The following is a 14728-nucleotide window of genomic DNA, read 5'->3' on the forward strand; positions in this document are numbered from 1 at the left end:
ATCAGGGGGCGAGCACGGTCACCCAGCAGGCGCCCTGGACGGTGGCGGCCTTCTCGGGGGTGCCCAGCCGGCCCGTCGCCGGGTCCCTCGGCAACATGGTGACCAGGCTCGACCGCTCGTTCGCCACGTACAGCCAACGGTCGTCGCGGGCGAACGCGCAGTGCCTCGGCCAGGCGCCTCCGGTCGAAGCGGTCTGGACCAATTTCGGTTGGCCGGACTCTACCCCCAGCACCGCGACCGCGTCTTCCCCCCGGGTGGTGGCGTAGACGAACCGGCCGTCCGGGCTGACCAGCACCTCGGCCGGGTAGGTCGGCGACGGCGCGCCGGAGCCGAGCACGCTCGTCTCGGACACCGCGGTGAGCGTGCCCGCCGTCGCGTCCCAGCGCGCCTCGATGAGCACGGCGCGCTGCTCGCCGAGCAGGAACACGCGCCGACCGTCCGGGTGGAACGCCAGGTGCCGGGGGCCGGTGCCCCGGGTGGTGGTCAGCTTGGAGTGGGTGCTGATGGCACCCGAGTTCTGGTCGACCTTGTGCACGAACACGGCGTCGGCCCCCAGGTCGACCGACAGCAGCCACTGCCCGGTCGGGTCGGGGATGACCTGGTGCGCGTGCGGCTGCGCGCCCTCGTGCCGCACGACGCTCGCCATCGCGCCGATGCGGCCGTCGGTGCCCAGCGGGTGGGTGGCGACCCGGCCGTCGGTGTAGTGCGCGGTCACCAGGAACCGGCCGTGCACCGCCAGGTGCGTCGGGCCCGCGCCGCCGGATGGGCGGGTGCTCAGCACCCGGGGGACCAGCGGGTCCCGGACGTCGATCGCGGTCACCTTGCCGGTGGGCACCAGTTCCGACGTCGCGTACAGGGTGCGGCGGTCGGCCGAGAGCGCCAGCGCCGACGGCTCGCGCACGGCGCCGAGGACGCCGGGCGCGCCGGGGCGGTCGTCGGTCGCCCCGGCGTAGCCGAGGCCCTGACCGCTGAGGGTGCCGATGTAGAGGGTGCTGTGTTGGACCACGTCACGCTCCTGCTCTGGTCGTGGTGGGCTGGGCGCCGCGGTCCCCGACCGGTCGGGTAACGCGACCGCGTCGGTGGGCATTCAAGCGCCCGCCCGTCGGATGGAGTGGCCGGGCAGCGCCCCGGTGGGGACGCCGTCCGAGAGCACCGGCACCCCGTTGACCAGCACGTGCGGGATTCCGCGCGCTGCCTGCCGGGGTTGGTCGTAGGTGGCGGTGTCGCTGATGGTGGTGGGGTCGAACAGGACCAGGTCCGCGGCGTAGCCGGGGCGCACCAGGCCCCGGTCGGTCAGCCGCAGCCTGCGCGCGGCGCGCCCGGTCAGGTGCGCCACGCACTCCTCGACGCTGAGCACGCCCAACTCGCGGACGTAGTGGCCGAGGTAGCGGGGGAAGGTGCCCCAGGCCCGCGGGTGCGGGCGGTCGCCGACGAGCAGCCCGTCGCTGCCGCCGGTGTGCGCGGGGTGGCGCATGATCGCCCGCACGTTGTCCTCGTGGCCGACGTGCATCAGGCACGACGTGCCCAGCCGCTCGGCCACCAGCGTGTCGGCGAACAGGTCGAACGGCGCCACGCCCGCGGCGGCGGCCGAGTCGGCGACCGTGCGGCCGACCAGGTGCCGGTGCTCGTCGCGGCGCACGCCGTTGATCTCGATGGTGCCCCAGTCCACGGGCACGCCGTGGCAGCCGTCGGAACCGGTGACCTCCAACGCCTCCCGGATCCGCGCCCGCCCGTCCACATCGGACAACCGGACCACGGTCGCGTCCGCGCCGCCCTCGGCGGCCCAGCTCGGCAGCAGCGCGGAGAGGTAGGTCGCGCCCGCGAGGTACGGGTACGTGTCGAGGGTGATGTCGGCGCCGCGCGCGATCGCGTCGTCGAGCAGCGCCAGCAGGTCGACCGCGCGGCCCTCGTTCACGGGGAAATTCATGGTGGCGTGGGCCAGGTGCAGCGGGCAGCCGGTGCGCAGGCTCAGCTCCACCATCTCCCGGTACGCCGCCAGCGCGCCCGCGCCGTAGCTGCGGTGGTGCGGGCTGAAGAACCCGTCGTGCGCGGCGACGACCTCGCACAGCGCGGTCAGCTCGGCGTTGTCGGCGTACATGCCCGGCGCGTAGGTCAGCCCGGCGGACAGGCCGACGGCGCCCTCGCGCAGCCCCCGCGCGGTGATCTCTCGCATCCGCTCGACCTCCGCGGCCGTGGCCGGGCGGTCGTCCCAGCCCAGCACCAGCATCCGCACGGTGCCGTGCGGCACCAGGTAGGCGGCGTTCACCGCGATGCCCAGGTCGAGGCGGCCCAGGTAGCAGCCCACTTCCCGCCAGTTCCAGGAGAACCCCTCGGGATCGCCGTTCCAGCCCGCGAGCTGCGCGCGCAGCACCTCCAGCGTGCGGTCGTCGACCGGCGCGTACGACAAGCCGTCCTGGCCGAGCACCTCCAGCGTCACACCCTGCGACACCTTCGCCAGGTGGTCGGGTTCGGCCAGCAGCCGCAGGTCCGAGTGCGAGTGCATATCGATGAACCCGGGCGCCAGCACCAGACCGTCGGCGTCCACGACCGTCGACGCACCGGTCAGGGCACCCGCGGGGTCGATCTCGGCGATGCGCCCGGCGGCGACCCGGACGTCGGCCCGGTAACCGGGGGAGCCGGTGCCGTCGACGACGGTGGCTCCGCGGAAGAGGAAGTCGGGTGCGGTCATGTCAGAAGAAGGTACGGACAAGGTCGACCACGGTCTCCCCGTCGGTACCGGTGAGCGGCAACAGTTGCCACTTGTCGAACACCGTGCACGGGTGCGACAGGCCGAGGCCCACCCAGTCGCCCACCTCGACGCGCGTACCCGGCTCCAGGGCGAGGAAGCCGTGCTGGTCGTTGAGCGCGGTCATCCGCGCGCCGCTGAGCGACCGCGTCCCCCCGGCGGTGCGCAGCAGCTGCGGCTCGGGGAGATCGATGTCGTACGGCACGTCCCGCTTGCCCACGGCCAGCAGCGCCAGACCGGGCTCGGGGCACGACGTCACCTGCGCCCACGCGCGCAGCGCGGATCGCAGCGGCGGGACGGAACCCAGTCGGGACCGCTCGCCGAGCGGGGAGATGCCGCGGTAGAAGCCGTCGTCGTGGGTGATGTAGGCGCCGCTGCGCAGCACCGGCAACACCTGGAGACCATCCGGCCACGGCGCGGTCAGCGCGTCGGCGACGCGGTCGAAGAAGGCGCTGCCACCGGCGGTGACGATCACGTCGTCGGTCTCGAACCGCTCGCGCAGCATGACCGTCGTCGCGCGCACCCGGTCGAGGAAGGTGTCCACGGCGCGCAGGGACTCGGCGCTGGAGTCGTGGCCCGCCGGACCCTCGTAGCCGCCGACGCCGACCAGGCGCAGCACCGGGCTCGCCACCACGGCGTCGGCCACGGCGCGCGCGGTCGCGTCCTCCCGGACCCCGGTCCGCCCGCCGGGCACGCCGACCTCGACGAGCACGTCGACGGGACGGGTCGCGCCCGCGGCGGTCAGGTGCTCGGTCATCAGCTCGGCGCCGCGCGTCGAGTCGACCCAGCAGGCGAACTCGAAGCCGGGGTCGGCGGCCAGTTCGGCGGCCAGCCAGGCGAGGCCGTCCGGGTCGAGCAGCTCGTTGCCGAAGAGCACCCGGCTCACCCCGAACGCCCGGTAGACGCGCAGCTGGCCGATGGTGGCGGCGGTGATCGCCCACGCGCCGTGGTCGATCTGCCGGGCGAACAGCGCGGGGGCCATGGTCGTCTTGCCGTGCGGGGCGAGCAGCAGGCCGCGCTCGGCGGACCACGCGGCCATGGTGGCCAGGTTGTGCTCGACGGCGGCGTTGTCCAGGGCCACGATCGGGCCGGTGAACCCGTCGCGGAACAGGCCGGGGCGGGCGGCCACGGCGTCGGCGACGGTCCGGCCGAACAGCCGGTGCGGCACCGATTTGAACCGCCAGTCGAGCGTCTCCCCGGCCAGGCGGGCCACGGCGTCGCGGTCGATGCTCGCCCGGTCCGACACGGGTGACCCCCTTCTCGGTGCCTGCTCGCCATCCCGACTGTTGCGTGTCGCGCAACGGCAAGTGCGCTATGTGATACACAGTGTGTAGCATTCCGCGGGTGCCGGTCAATTTCACCGGTTGCCGAAGGGTGGGTGCGGGTGGACGCGGGCTCCAAGGGCACTGCGGTGCTCGGTACCGGGGTGCTGGGCAGCGAGGTGCTCTGCATGGGCGAGTCGATGGTGCTGTTCGTGCCGGGCGAACCCGGTCCCGCGCACGAGGTCACGACGTGGACCCGCACGGTCGGCGGCGCCGAGTCGAACGTGGCCTGCACGCTGGCCCGGCTCGGGGTGCCGTCGGCGTGGGTGAGCGCGCTCGGCGACGACCCGTTCGGCCACGCGGTGGTCGCCGCCGTCGCGGGCGCCGGGGTCGACGTGTCGGGGGTGCGGTTCGACGCGGTTCGGCCGACGGGCCTCTACATCAAGGAGAGCGACGCGGCCGGGAGCCCGGTCCGCTACTACCGGCGCGGGTCGGCGGCGTCGGCGATGGGACCGGACGTGCTCGACCGGGTCGACCTCACCGGTGTGCGCGTCGTGCACGTCAGCGGCATCACGGCCGGTCTGTCGGAGTCGTGCCGCGCGCTGCTGTGGGCGCTGCTCGACCTGCCGCGCGACGGGTTCGCGGTGTCCTTCGACCTGAACTGGCGCCCGGCGCTGTGGGCCGAGCAGGACCGAGGCGTGCTGCGCGACCTGGCCCGGCGCGCGGACATCGTGCTCGTCGGCGCCGACGAGGCCGAGACCGTCTGGGGGGTCGGTACCCCCGCCGGGATCCGGGAACTGCTGCCGGAACCGTCGACCGTGGTGGTGAAGCAGGGCGCCGACGGGGCCACGCTGCTCGAACTCGGCGCCGAGCCGGTGTTCGAACCCGCGCTGCGGGTGGAGGTCGTGGAGCCGGTCGGCGCGGGGGACGCGTTCGCCGCCGGGTTCCTGGCCGCGACGCTGGCGGGCGCCGCGCCGTCGCGGCGGCTCCGGGAAGGGCACCTGCGCGCCGCGACCGTGCTGTGCACCCACCACGACGTGGCCGAACCGCTGCCCGTCGAGGTCGCGTCCGCGTTGCTCGACGCGGATCCGGGGGAGTGGTCGTCGGTGAAGCTGACCGCACAGGGGGTGACGCGGTGAGTCAGAGCCTCGACCGCGCGTTGACCGTGCTGGACGCGCTGGCCGGTGGGCCGCGCACGTTGGACCAGTTGGCCGTCTCGGCCGGTGTGCACAAGACGACGGTGCTGCGGCTGCTGCGCACGTTGGAGTCGCACCGGTTCGTGCAGCGCGACGACGCGCGCCACTACCGGCTGGGGACGGCCCTGTTCGACCTGGCCAACCGCGCGCTGGACGACCGCGACGTGCGCAAGGCGGCGGAACCGGCGCTGCGGGAGCTCAACGAGCTGACCGGGCACACCGTGCACCTGGCCAGCTACGAGGGCGGGGAGGTGGTGTACATCGACAAGTACGAGAGCCGCCACCACGTCCGCATGTACTCCCGCGTCGGCAAGCGCGCCGCGCTGCACTGCACGGCGGTGGCGAAGGTGCTGGTGGCCAGCTTCCCGCCCGCCCGGCGGGCGGAGGTCGCCGAGGGGATCACGTACACGCCGATGACGGCGAACACGATCACGTCGGCGGAGGAGTACCTGGCCGAGCTGGAGCGGGTCGAGGCGCGCGGGTACGCGCTGGACAACTCCGAGCACGAGGACTTCATCCACTGCGTGGCCGCGCCGGTGCGGGGGCAGCGCGGGGAGGTCCTGGCGGCGGTGTCGGTGTCGGTGCCGAAGATCCTGCTCGACCTGGAGGGCCTGATGGCGTTGATCCCGGACCTGAAGCTGGCCGCGGACAAGGCGTCGATCGCCTGCGGCTGGACTCCGGACGTGCGCGCGGGGGAACGCTGACTCGAACCAGCAACCCCTCGATCAACAGTCGAATGCTCGCGCTGTCCGTCGAGCGCGGCGGCCCATAGGTTGGGCTGTGTTGATGTAGACCTGCCCCCGGTTTCCATGCTACCGGAGGGGCGCGACAAGACCTGGGTCCTGATCTTGGGGCCTGTGGACAACTCACGACGCCGGTGGTCGGGGTCGGTTGGAGAGAGGGAAGAACATGCCTAGGACCGCGTTGACACCCGCCGGGAAGCCGCCCGCGGTGCCGCTGTCGCCCGGGGTGCGCAAGGGCAACATCGTCCAGGTCGCCGGTCAGGTGGCGTTCCACCCCGAGACGGGTGAGGTCATCGGCACCACCGTCGCCGAGCAGACCCGCCAGGTGCTGGCCAACGTCTCCGCTGTGCTGGCCGAGGCGGGCGCGACCGAGGCCGACGTGGTCATGTACCGGGTCTACCTGACCGACGTCGCGCACTTCGCCGAGATGAACGAGGCGTACGCCGAGTTCCTCAGCGAGCCCAAGCCCGCCCGGACCACGGTTTACGTCGGACTACCACCCGGTCTGTTGGTGGAGATCGACGCGCTGGCCGTGCTTGACTGAACCCAAAGCCGCCCTTGGGCGTCCGATGGGGCGGAGTTCCACAGTGGAAGATCCGCGCCGAGGGCGCGGGTGAGAAGGGGCTGAGGGATGGTCTTCAAGAAGATGCTGCGGGCGCTGGGGGTCGGCGGTCCGTCCGTCGACACGGTGCTCACCGACTCCCGCGTGCACCCGGGCGGCGTGCTGACCGGTGAGGTCCGCCTGACCGGCGGCGAGGCGCACGCGGACATCGACTACGTGGCGCTGTCACTGGTCACCCGGGTGGAGCGCAGCGACGACAGCTCCGCTCCGGTCGAGTTCGACCGGGCGGTCGTCGCGGGCCGGTTCGCGCTGCCCGCAGGCGCGCACCACAGCATCCCGTTCCAGCTCCCGGTGCCGTGGGAGACCCCGGTGACCGAGGTGTTCGGCAGCCACCTGCACGGCATGGCGCTGGGGCTGCGCACCGAGCTGGCGGTCGCCAAGGCCGTGGACAAGGGCGACCAGGACCCGGTGCACGTGGTGCCGCTGGGGTCGCAGGCCGCGGTGCTCGCCGCGTTCGGCGACCTCGGTTTCCGGTTCAAGTCCGCGGACCTGGAGGCGGGCCGCATCCACGGCGTGCACCAGCAGCTGCCGTTCTTCCAGGAGATCGAGTTCTACCCGCCGCCGCACCTGGCGGGCGGGTTAAGCCAGGTCGAGCTGACCTTCGTCACCGACCCGCACGGGCTGGCCGTGGTGCTGGAGGCCGACCGCCGCTCCGGTCTGTTCCGCCAGGGCGGCGACGCGTACGGCCGCTTCCACGTCAGCCACCACGACGCGGAGCGCACCGACTGGCGCGGCCGGATCGAGCAGTGGCTGCACCAGGTGTCGAGCACCCGCCACAACCCGGGCCACGGCCACGGGTTCCACGGCGGGCACGGTGGCCACGGCGGTCACGAGGGCCCGGGTGTCGGCGGCGTGGTCGCCGGTGCCGCGGCGGGCATCGTCGGCGGCATGGTGCTCGGCGAGGTCTTCGAGGGCATCGGCGACTTCTTCGGCGGCGACGACGACTGACGTCCGGCTACCCGCCCCGTCGGTCCCGGCATCCGGTCGGGACCGACGGGGCGGGTAGCGTTCACGCCCGTGTCGGACGAGTTGGAACTGTTCTTCGCCGAGCGCCACCTGGCGACCCTCACGACCCTGCGGCCGGACGGCACGCCGCACGTGGTCCCCGTCGGCGTCACCTACGACCCGGTCACCCGGGTCGCCCGCGTGATCACGTCACGGGATTCCCGCAAGGCCCGCAACGTCGCCGCCGGGAGCCGCGCCGTGGTGTGCCAGGTGGACGGTCGCAGGTGGACGTCGCTCGAGGGCCCCGCCGTGGTGTCCGACGACCCCGCGCGCGTCGCGGACGCCGAGCGCCGCTACACCGAGCGGTACCGGCCCCCGCGCGCGAACCCGGAGCGGGTGGTCATCGAGATCTCCGTCGACCGCTTCCTCGGGACGGTCAAACCGGCTACTGGGTCCCCGCGGCCTTGAGCCCCGCGTAGTCACCCGCGCCGAGCAGTCGGCGGGAGGTGTCGCACGGCGCGCTGGCCGGGGTCATGGTCTGCGCGGCGTTGCGGGTCTGGTCGACGTGCGCGAGACCGGCGGTGTGCAGCCGCTCGTGCGTCATCGTGGTCTCCAGGTCGTAGAGCTGGCCGCTGCACGTGGCGGGCTTGGTGGTGAACCACGTGTAGGCCACGTTGTCGATCAGCAGGTCCGTGGCGATGACGACGCCCTTGGAGTTGAAGTAGGTGCAGGTGTAGGCCAGCACCTTGGGCGGCAGCGAACCCCAGCCGGTGACGGACTTGTTGTCGTTGCCGGTGCAGGTCAGGTCGCTGGCCACCTGCGGCTTGGCCGTGGTGGTGCCCGCGTACTTGTAGACGGTGGTGAAGCTGGCGGGCAGCCCGCACCGGTTCGCGCCCTTGGCCACGGTGTCCCCGGACGCGGTGATGGCCCCGAGCGCGGTGCTCGCCACCGCGGGCGGCACGCCGTCGCCGTTGTAGAGCCAGTTCAACGTTCCCGCGACCTTCCAGGTCTTGAGCGCGTAGCTGCTGTCGCTGCACGAGGTGTCGTCGCGCGGCACCGTCGCTCCCGCGTACTGAGCGTCATCGACGTCGGCCGCGTAGATGGCCTCCCCGACGACGTGGAGTTCTTCCTCCGGCGCGGTCCCCTCAGACCCCGGTACCCCCGCCACGAACGCCGTGGCAACCAAAACACCAGCCAAAACCCCAAACGAACCCCGACGCATGACGTGTCCCTCTCGGCTCGAACCAGTCTTGGTTGGGAGATTTCCCACCTATCTCTTACCCGGTTTGGGAGCGCTCCCGGTTGCGACTTGGGTGCAGCGTGCAACCGAGCGGGTGAAAGGTTCCGGCGGCAGTCCGGCGGTTGGGACCGGTGCGGGCCTCGGACGTGGTGCGGCCCCCGGTCTGAGGATGACCGGGGGCCGCGGTGGGGAGGTGGAGAGTCTTAGCGGGTGGCGAGCGCCTTGAGCCCCGCGTAGTCGCCCGCGCCGAGCAGTCGGCGGGAGGTGTCGCACGGCGCGCTGGCCGGGGTCATGGTCTGCGCGGCGTTCTTGACCTGGTCGACGTGGCCCAGGCCCGCGGTGTGCAGGCGCTCGTGGGTGAGGGTGGTCTGCAGGTCGTACTTGGCGCCGGAGCAGTTCGCCGGGAGGGTGGTGAACCAGGTGTAGGCGACGTTGTCGATCAGGGTGTCGGAGGAGACCACGACGCCGCGGGCGTTGTAGTAGGTGCAGGTGTAGGCCAGCACCTTCGCCGGGAGGGCGCCCCAGCCGGTGACGGACTTGCCGTCGTTGCCGCCGCAGGTGCCGTTCGAGTTGACCTGGGGCTTGAGGGTGGTGGTGCCGCCGTACTTGTAGGTCGAGCCGGTCAGCGGGGCCAGGCCGCAGCGGTTCTGCGCGCTCGCCACGGAGTTGGTCGACGCGGTGATGGTCGACAGGGCCGTCGAGGAGATGCCGGCCGGGACGCCCGCGCCGTTGTACAGCCAGGTCAGCGTGCCGACCTTCCAGGACTTCAGCGCGTAGGTGCCGTCGGTGCACGCCGTGTCGGCGGTCTTGGCGGCGGAGACGGTGTTCGCGTCACCGTGGACACCGACCTCGACGCCGCCGTTGTCGAAGGTGAACGCCTCGGAGACCAGGTACAGCTTCTCCGGCGCGGCCGACACGGCCCCGGGCGCGGCGGCGGCGACCACGGCGGACACCGCGAGAACAGAAGCGGCGAGGGCGGTGATCCGGCTGCGGCGCATTGGTGTTCCCCTTCGACTTTCGGCTTGTTGGCACAAGCTTCGAGTTCGGGGGGAGCGCACCGGGTATGCGCACGGGTGTGTTTCGGGTGCGGCCCGCCGGGGTAAGGCCCGGGGCCATTTCGACAGCCCCGGGCCGGCTTTAGCTCAATTCCAAGTGATCTCCGACAAGTCCGCCAGTGGTTCGCGCTGACCTGCGGATTCCGGGCGGTCCGGCGCGGTGTCGGCGGATACCAGCGCGGCCGGGAATTGTAAAGAGGCGCGCGACCCCAATTCCGTGATCGGCACCTGGAAAACCCGGAACTCGGCGAACTCGAGGCTTTCCAACTGGTTGAGGTTCTGCGTCAGCAGGAAGGCGCTCGCGTTCAGCGCGCCGTCCTGCACGGAAGCGATGACCTTCCAGAACTCGCGGGGCAGCCGCACGCCCCGGTAGAGCCGGTCGTCGGCGGCGAACAGCGGCCCGCCGAACACGCTGACCCGCAGGTCGTCCACCTCGACGTCGGCGAACAGCGCATCCTCCAGCCGACCCCACAGCCCGGACCGGGCGCTCTGGTTGAAGTCGTCCATCTGCGGGGTGATGTTGGTGAAGAAGAAGGAGTCCCGGTTCGCCTTCGCCGCCTCCTCCGGCGTCCCCCACAGCAGGTCCGCGCGCCGCGCCAGGTGGCCGCGGTCGAGCCGGTTGCCCTGGTACACCTCGTCCCCGGCCTGCGCGGTCGCGGGCAGCCGCGGGTCCTTCACGAACGGGATCCCGCTGCGGTTCAGCTTCCGCAGGCCGCCGCCGTCGATGTTCCACGCGACCCAGAACGCGAACTTGCGCGGTGTGCTCAGCGCCAGCGAGAAGTGCGTGTAGTCGATCCGCGACGAGCCGTCGAGCAGGCACGCGTCGCCGCGCACCGACGGGTCCAACTCCGGCACGGGCAGCGCGACCCCGAGGAAGTCGTCGTCGTAGCCCGCGGTGGGCTCCGGCGCGGTCTCCGGTCGCAGCAGCGTGATGTCGAGCTTGTCGAACACCGACCGCGGCAGGCACGCCAGCGCGTGCTCGTCCGGGTCCCCGGTGCCCTCGCCCGCGAAGTGCAGCCCCGCCAGCACCTTCGCGGGCCGCCCGTTCGCCGCCTTGAACAGCCACGCCGCGCCCGAGTCGCCGCCCTCGCTGATCTCCCCGCCCCGGGGCTTGCGGTGCGGGTCGACGCCGATCTCGAAGCAGCCGACCTCGACGACACCGGCCGCGGTGCCGTAGTCGAGCTTCACGATGGTGTCCACGCGCCGCACGACGCCGTGCGTCACCCCGGTCGTGCGGCCGCTCTTGACCACTTTGTCGCCCAGCTCCGGCTCGCCGAGCTCCGCAGGCGCCACGTCCAGCTCGATGACCGACGCGTCGAGCCCGCGGCCGGTCACGGTCGCCAGCGCCGCGTCCCCGGCGATCCCCAGGTACGACCGCACCAGGGTGCCGACGTGGTTGCGGTCGACCCGGTTGTCGTCGTGCCGACCCGGCTGCACGACGACGTCCCCGACCTCGCCGTCGGGCCCGTTCAGCACGTGCCAGTTGCTCAGCACGTAGGGCGTCCCGTCCTGCCGGTCGTAGACCACCGCCCCGACCGTCCCGCAGGTGATCTTCGGGTGCCCGATGCTCACACCCGGCCGCACCGGGTCGACCCGCGACTTGCGCTCGTTCGCCGCCGCCTCGCCGACCACCCGGAACGACGGCCGGTAGGAGCGCTCCAGCACGTCTGTCAGCACCTCGACGCCCGCCACGGTGATGCTCGCGGGCAGCGGTTCGGTGCCCAGCTCGCCCAGTGCCTCCGGCGCCGCCTTGGTGCCGACGGTGAACTGGATGGCCACCTCGTCGGTGCGCCTGCCCCCGCGCACCCGGTGGCCGACGCCTATGGACGTGACATTGGAGTCCTGGAGATATCCGGAACCCCGGGCGCGGATGAACTCGCGCAGCGCGGCGAACAGCTCGGGGGTGGGTTCGGGAGGGGCTTCCGCCATGACAGTCCTTCGTCTTGTATCGAACGTGGGAGATGAAAAGAAATCGGAAGTGTGATCACGGCCCAGATGATGGCCGAGATGATCACGGATAGTTCGCAAGGTTCCCCGATCGGGCGACCAAAGAGACAGACCATACGGGCGAACCTGGTGTGACCAGCAGGTACAGCGGACGCGAACAGCGCGTGAGCGTGGGCGGAAAGGGGTATGAGTCGGCCGCCCGGACCGGCCGGGGCACCCGTGATAGCGCCCGCGGGAGGGTCTCAGGACACGGACCGGTCACGTCAACTTTCGGGTGAACCGCTACGCTGCTGACTCGCGTACCGCGTGCGGTTGGCGGCGCTGAGTGAGATTGATCTTGTCCCTGCGGGGTCGTTCACTCGGCGGTGTGATTACCCGTCCGGTGCGTGCTGCGCGTGTCCCACGCCAGCCCGATGACCTCGCCGAAGACGGAGAGCCGTGAAGCGCACCAGCGGGTCCCCCGCGAAGTCGACGACGACGATCCGGTCCCGGCTCACCGGAGTGGTGGTCGTCCCCAGCGCGATCCTGCTGGTCATGTGGGCGGTGTTCTCCTCGTACACCGTCTTCGACGGCATCTACCTCAAGGCCGTCACCAGCGGCGTCAAGGACGCCTCCATCCCCGCCGTGGACACCTTCGCCGCGCTCCAGCGCGAGCGGCAGCTCACCATGACCGCGCTCAGCGCCGTCAACCCCGACACCCTCGCGCTCAAGACGCAGCAGCAGACCACCGACAAGGCCGTGCAGGAGCTGCGCACCGCGCTCGACGCGCTCTCGGCCAACGCCCCCGCCGAGGTCAGCGCCCGCGTCCAGGCCCTCAACCAGGCCCTGGCCCCGCTGTCCCAGCACCGCGCCCAGGTCGAGGCCGGTCGGGCGAACAAGAACGAGGTCTACTCGTACTACAACAGCGTCCTCGACGCCGGGACCGCGCTGTTCGACACCCAGGCCCGCATCGTGCCCGACCCGGTCGTCGTGCAGGCCGGTCTGACCGCCACCGACATCTTCCGCGCCGCCGACCGCATGTCGCGCGCGTCGTCGCTGGCCGCCGCCGCCATCGCCGCGGGCGCCTTCACCCCCGAGCAGCACGTCGAGTTCGCCGGGCTGGTCGGCTCCTACCGGTTCCTGCTGGCCACCGCGGCGGGCGCGGGCACCGACGTCACCAAGGCCCACTACCAGCGGCTCTCCACCGCCGAGTCCTGGCTGCGGCTGACCACCCAGGAGAACACCCTCATCGGCGCCGCGCCCCGCGCGCCGGAGAGCACGCCCACCCCGCCCCGGCGCGGCAGCACCACCAACACCCCGGAGCCCGCCGCGCTGCCGGTGTCGGCCGCGGACTGGGAGGCGGTCAGCGGCGCGGCCTCCGAGGAGCTGATCAAGCTCGCCGTCGAGCAGGCCACCGGCGGCGTGGAACTGGGCCTGGACCGGGCCGACCAGAAGTTCTTCGAGGTCATCGTCGGCAGCCTGATCGCGCTGCTGGCCGTGGTCACCGGCATCGTGGTCGCGGTCCGCGTGTCCCGCCGACTGGTCAACAAGGCCCTGGTCACCCGGCTCGACCGGCTCAAGGCCGACTCGCTGAAGCTGGCCCACGAGAAGCTGCCCGGCATCGTCGAGCGGCTGCGCCAGGGCGACCGCGTGGACGTGGGCGCCGAGGTCCCACCGCTGGACTACGGCACCGACGAGATCGGCCAGGTGGCCGACGCGTTCAACGCCGCCCAGTACACCGCCATCGCCGCCGCGGTGAAGGAGAGCCAGGCCCGCGAGGGCGTCAACCGGGTCTTCCTCGGCATCGCGCACCGGCACCAGGGCCTGGTGCACCGCCAGCTCAAGATCCTCGACCGGATGGAGCGGGAGGAGGAGAACCCCGAGCACCTCGACGCCCTGTTCCAGCTCGACCACCTGGCCACCCGCGCCCGCCGCAACGCCGAGAACCTGATCATCCTGGCGGGCGAGCAGCCCGGGCGGCAGTGGCGCAAACCGGTGCGGCTGCTCGACATCCTGCGCGCCGCGGTCGCCGAGACCGAGCAGTACGTGCGGGTGCGCGTCCAGCAGGTGCCGGACGTGGCGCTGACCGGCGTCGCGGTCGCCGACACCATCCACCTGGTCGCCGAGCTGGTCGACAACGCCGCCTCGTTCTCCCCGCCGCGCTCCCAGGTCGAGGTCTACACCAGCCTGGTCTCCGGCGGCGTGGCCGTGGAGATCGAGGACCACGGCCTCGGCATGACCACCGAGGACCGCGAGCAGGCCAACCGGATGCTCGCGCACCCGCCGGAGTTCGACGCCATGGCGCTGCGCGGCGAGTCGCGGCTGGGCCTGTTCGTGGTGGCCCGGCTCGCCGTCCGCCGCTCGATCCGGGTGGAGCTGCGCGAGTCGCCCTACGGCGGCACGGTCGCGCTGGTGTTCATCCCTTCGGACATCGTGGCCGAGACCGTCGAGTACGTGCCCGACGCCGACGCGCCCAGCCCGCGCCCGCGCCGCGCCATCGAGCGCGGCCAGACGACCGTGGTCGACGGGCCGCCCACCGGCCCGCCGCGCCGGGGCATCGACAAGATCTGGTCCGACGCGGACCGCGACGCCGAGCAGGCGGCGTGGCCCGCGACCGACGACGAGGCGCCGGAGCCGTTACCCGGCCCGCGGGTGCCCGAGGCGGCGCCCGCCGACGAAGTGGGGGAGTCCCTGGGGGACGCGCAGAACGGGCAGGCCGGGACGCGTCCCGTGCTGCCGCGCCGCAAGCGCCAGCAGAACCTCGCACCGCAGCTGCGCGAGGAGCCGAGGCTCGTCGAGTGGGCGGACTCGGAACCGGACGCGGAGCAGACCGCGGAGCGGGTCCGCGACACGATGTCCGCGTTCCAGCGGGGGACCCGGGAAGCGCGGCGCAGCGAGGACACCGGTGAGTGGTGACATGACGGCGACTCCGATCCCGACCGCGCGGGCGGAGCGGGCGAGTAGCGGGGCCTGGGACATCAACGGGGAAGGAC

Annotated in this window: 12 protein-coding genes; 6 read left to right on the forward strand and 6 right to left on the reverse strand. The window is 72.3% G+C overall.

What is annotated here, in order from left to right:
* Position 1: 1 nt before the first annotated feature.
* From CLV40_RS00060 to CLV40_RS00070, 3 genes are all read right to left on the reverse strand, one after another.
* On the reverse strand, positions 2–1006 hold the full coding sequence (locus tag CLV40_RS00060; RefSeq protein ID WP_181043233.1) for a lactonase family protein: 1005 nt from the start codon (positions 1004–1006) through the stop codon (positions 2–4).
* An 81-nt stretch (positions 1007–1087) separates the two neighbouring features.
* A complete protein-coding gene (locus tag CLV40_RS00065) occupies positions 1088–2689 on the reverse strand; it encodes an N-acyl-D-amino-acid deacylase family protein (RefSeq protein WP_104475674.1) in 1602 nt (533 codons plus the stop codon).
* A 1-nt stretch (position 2690) separates the two neighbouring features.
* A complete protein-coding gene (locus tag CLV40_RS00070) occupies positions 2691–3992 on the reverse strand; it encodes an alanine racemase (RefSeq protein WP_104475676.1) in 1302 nt (433 codons plus the stop codon).
* Positions 3993–4196: 204 nt separating this feature from the next.
* Here CLV40_RS00070 and CLV40_RS00075 point away from each other — a divergent pair, with 204 nt between their 5' ends.
* From CLV40_RS00075 to CLV40_RS00095, 5 genes are all read left to right on the forward strand, one after another.
* Entirely contained in the window at positions 4197–5147 is a 951-nt protein-coding gene (locus CLV40_RS00075; RefSeq protein WP_104476675.1) for a sugar kinase, read from the forward strand.
* Positions 5144–5908, forward strand: a complete 765-nt coding sequence (locus CLV40_RS00080; RefSeq protein WP_104475678.1) for an IclR family transcriptional regulator — start codon at positions 5144–5146, stop codon at positions 5906–5908. Before CLV40_RS00075 ends, CLV40_RS00080 begins: the two co-directional genes overlap by 4 nt.
* Before the next feature lie 205 nt (positions 5909–6113).
* Positions 6114–6491 (forward strand): RidA family protein, encoded by a 378-nt coding sequence (locus tag CLV40_RS00085; protein WP_104475680.1) that lies wholly within the window; start codon positions 6114–6116, stop codon positions 6489–6491.
* An 87-nt stretch (positions 6492–6578) separates the two neighbouring features.
* Positions 6579–7517, forward strand: coding sequence for a sporulation protein (locus CLV40_RS00090; RefSeq protein WP_104475681.1), 939 nt, complete (start codon positions 6579–6581; stop codon positions 7515–7517).
* Between the two features lie 69 nt (positions 7518–7586).
* Positions 7587–7982 (forward strand): pyridoxamine 5'-phosphate oxidase family protein, encoded by a 396-nt coding sequence (locus CLV40_RS00095; protein ID WP_245930879.1) that lies wholly within the window; start codon positions 7587–7589, stop codon positions 7980–7982.
* Here CLV40_RS00095 and CLV40_RS00100 read toward each other — a convergent pair.
* The 3 genes from CLV40_RS00100 to CLV40_RS00110 all read right to left on the reverse strand — a co-directional run bounded on the left by CLV40_RS00100 (position 7960) and on the right by CLV40_RS00110 (position 11738).
* Positions 7960–8682, reverse strand: a complete 723-nt coding sequence (locus tag CLV40_RS00100; RefSeq protein ID WP_245930881.1) for a peptidase M10A — start codon at positions 8680–8682, stop codon at positions 7960–7962. The two genes, CLV40_RS00095 and CLV40_RS00100, sit on opposite strands and share 23 nt — an antisense overlap.
* Before the next feature lie 275 nt (positions 8683–8957).
* Positions 8958–9752 carry a peptidase M10A gene (locus tag CLV40_RS00105; protein ID WP_104475685.1) on the reverse strand — a complete coding sequence of 265 codons (795 nt, stop codon included), beginning with the start codon at positions 9750–9752 and terminating at the stop codon, positions 8958–8960.
* A 144-nt stretch (positions 9753–9896) separates the two neighbouring features.
* Positions 9897–11738 carry a DNA/RNA non-specific endonuclease gene (locus tag CLV40_RS00110; protein ID WP_104475687.1) on the reverse strand — a complete coding sequence of 614 codons (1842 nt, stop codon included), beginning with the start codon at positions 11736–11738 and terminating at the stop codon, positions 9897–9899.
* Positions 11739–12194: 456 nt separating this feature from the next.
* Here CLV40_RS00110 and CLV40_RS00115 point away from each other — a divergent pair, with 456 nt between their 5' ends.
* Positions 12195–14651, forward strand: a complete 2457-nt coding sequence (locus CLV40_RS00115; RefSeq protein ID WP_104475689.1) for a sensor histidine kinase — start codon at positions 12195–12197, stop codon at positions 14649–14651.
* Positions 14652–14728: the final 77 nt, after the last annotated feature.

This window comes from Actinokineospora auranticolor, assembly GCF_002934265.1.
GTDB classification, from domain to species: domain Bacteria; phylum Actinomycetota; class Actinomycetes; order Mycobacteriales; family Pseudonocardiaceae; genus Actinokineospora; species Actinokineospora auranticolor.

Excerpts from the sequence above, each read along its gene's own strand:
- CLV40_RS00065 (WP_104475674.1), bottom strand. The coding sequence starts at position 2,689 with ATGACCGCACCCGACTTCCTCTTCCGCGGAGCCACCGTCGTCGACGGC.
- CLV40_RS00075 (WP_104476675.1), top strand. The coding sequence starts at position 4,197 with ATGGGCGAGTCGATGGTGCTGTTCGTGCCGGGCGAACCCGGTCCCGCG.
- CLV40_RS00085 (WP_104475680.1), top strand. The coding sequence starts at position 6,114 with ATGCCTAGGACCGCGTTGACACCCGCCGGGAAGCCGCCCGCGGTGCCG.
- CLV40_RS00090 (WP_104475681.1), top strand. The coding sequence starts at position 6,579 with ATGGTCTTCAAGAAGATGCTGCGGGCGCTGGGGGTCGGCGGTCCGTCC.
- CLV40_RS00105 (WP_104475685.1), bottom strand. The coding sequence starts at position 9,752 with ATGCGCCGCAGCCGGATCACCGCCCTCGCCGCTTCTGTTCTCGCGGTG.
- CLV40_RS00110 (WP_104475687.1), bottom strand. The coding sequence starts at position 11,738 with ATGGCGGAAGCCCCTCCCGAACCCACCCCCGAGCTGTTCGCCGCGCTG.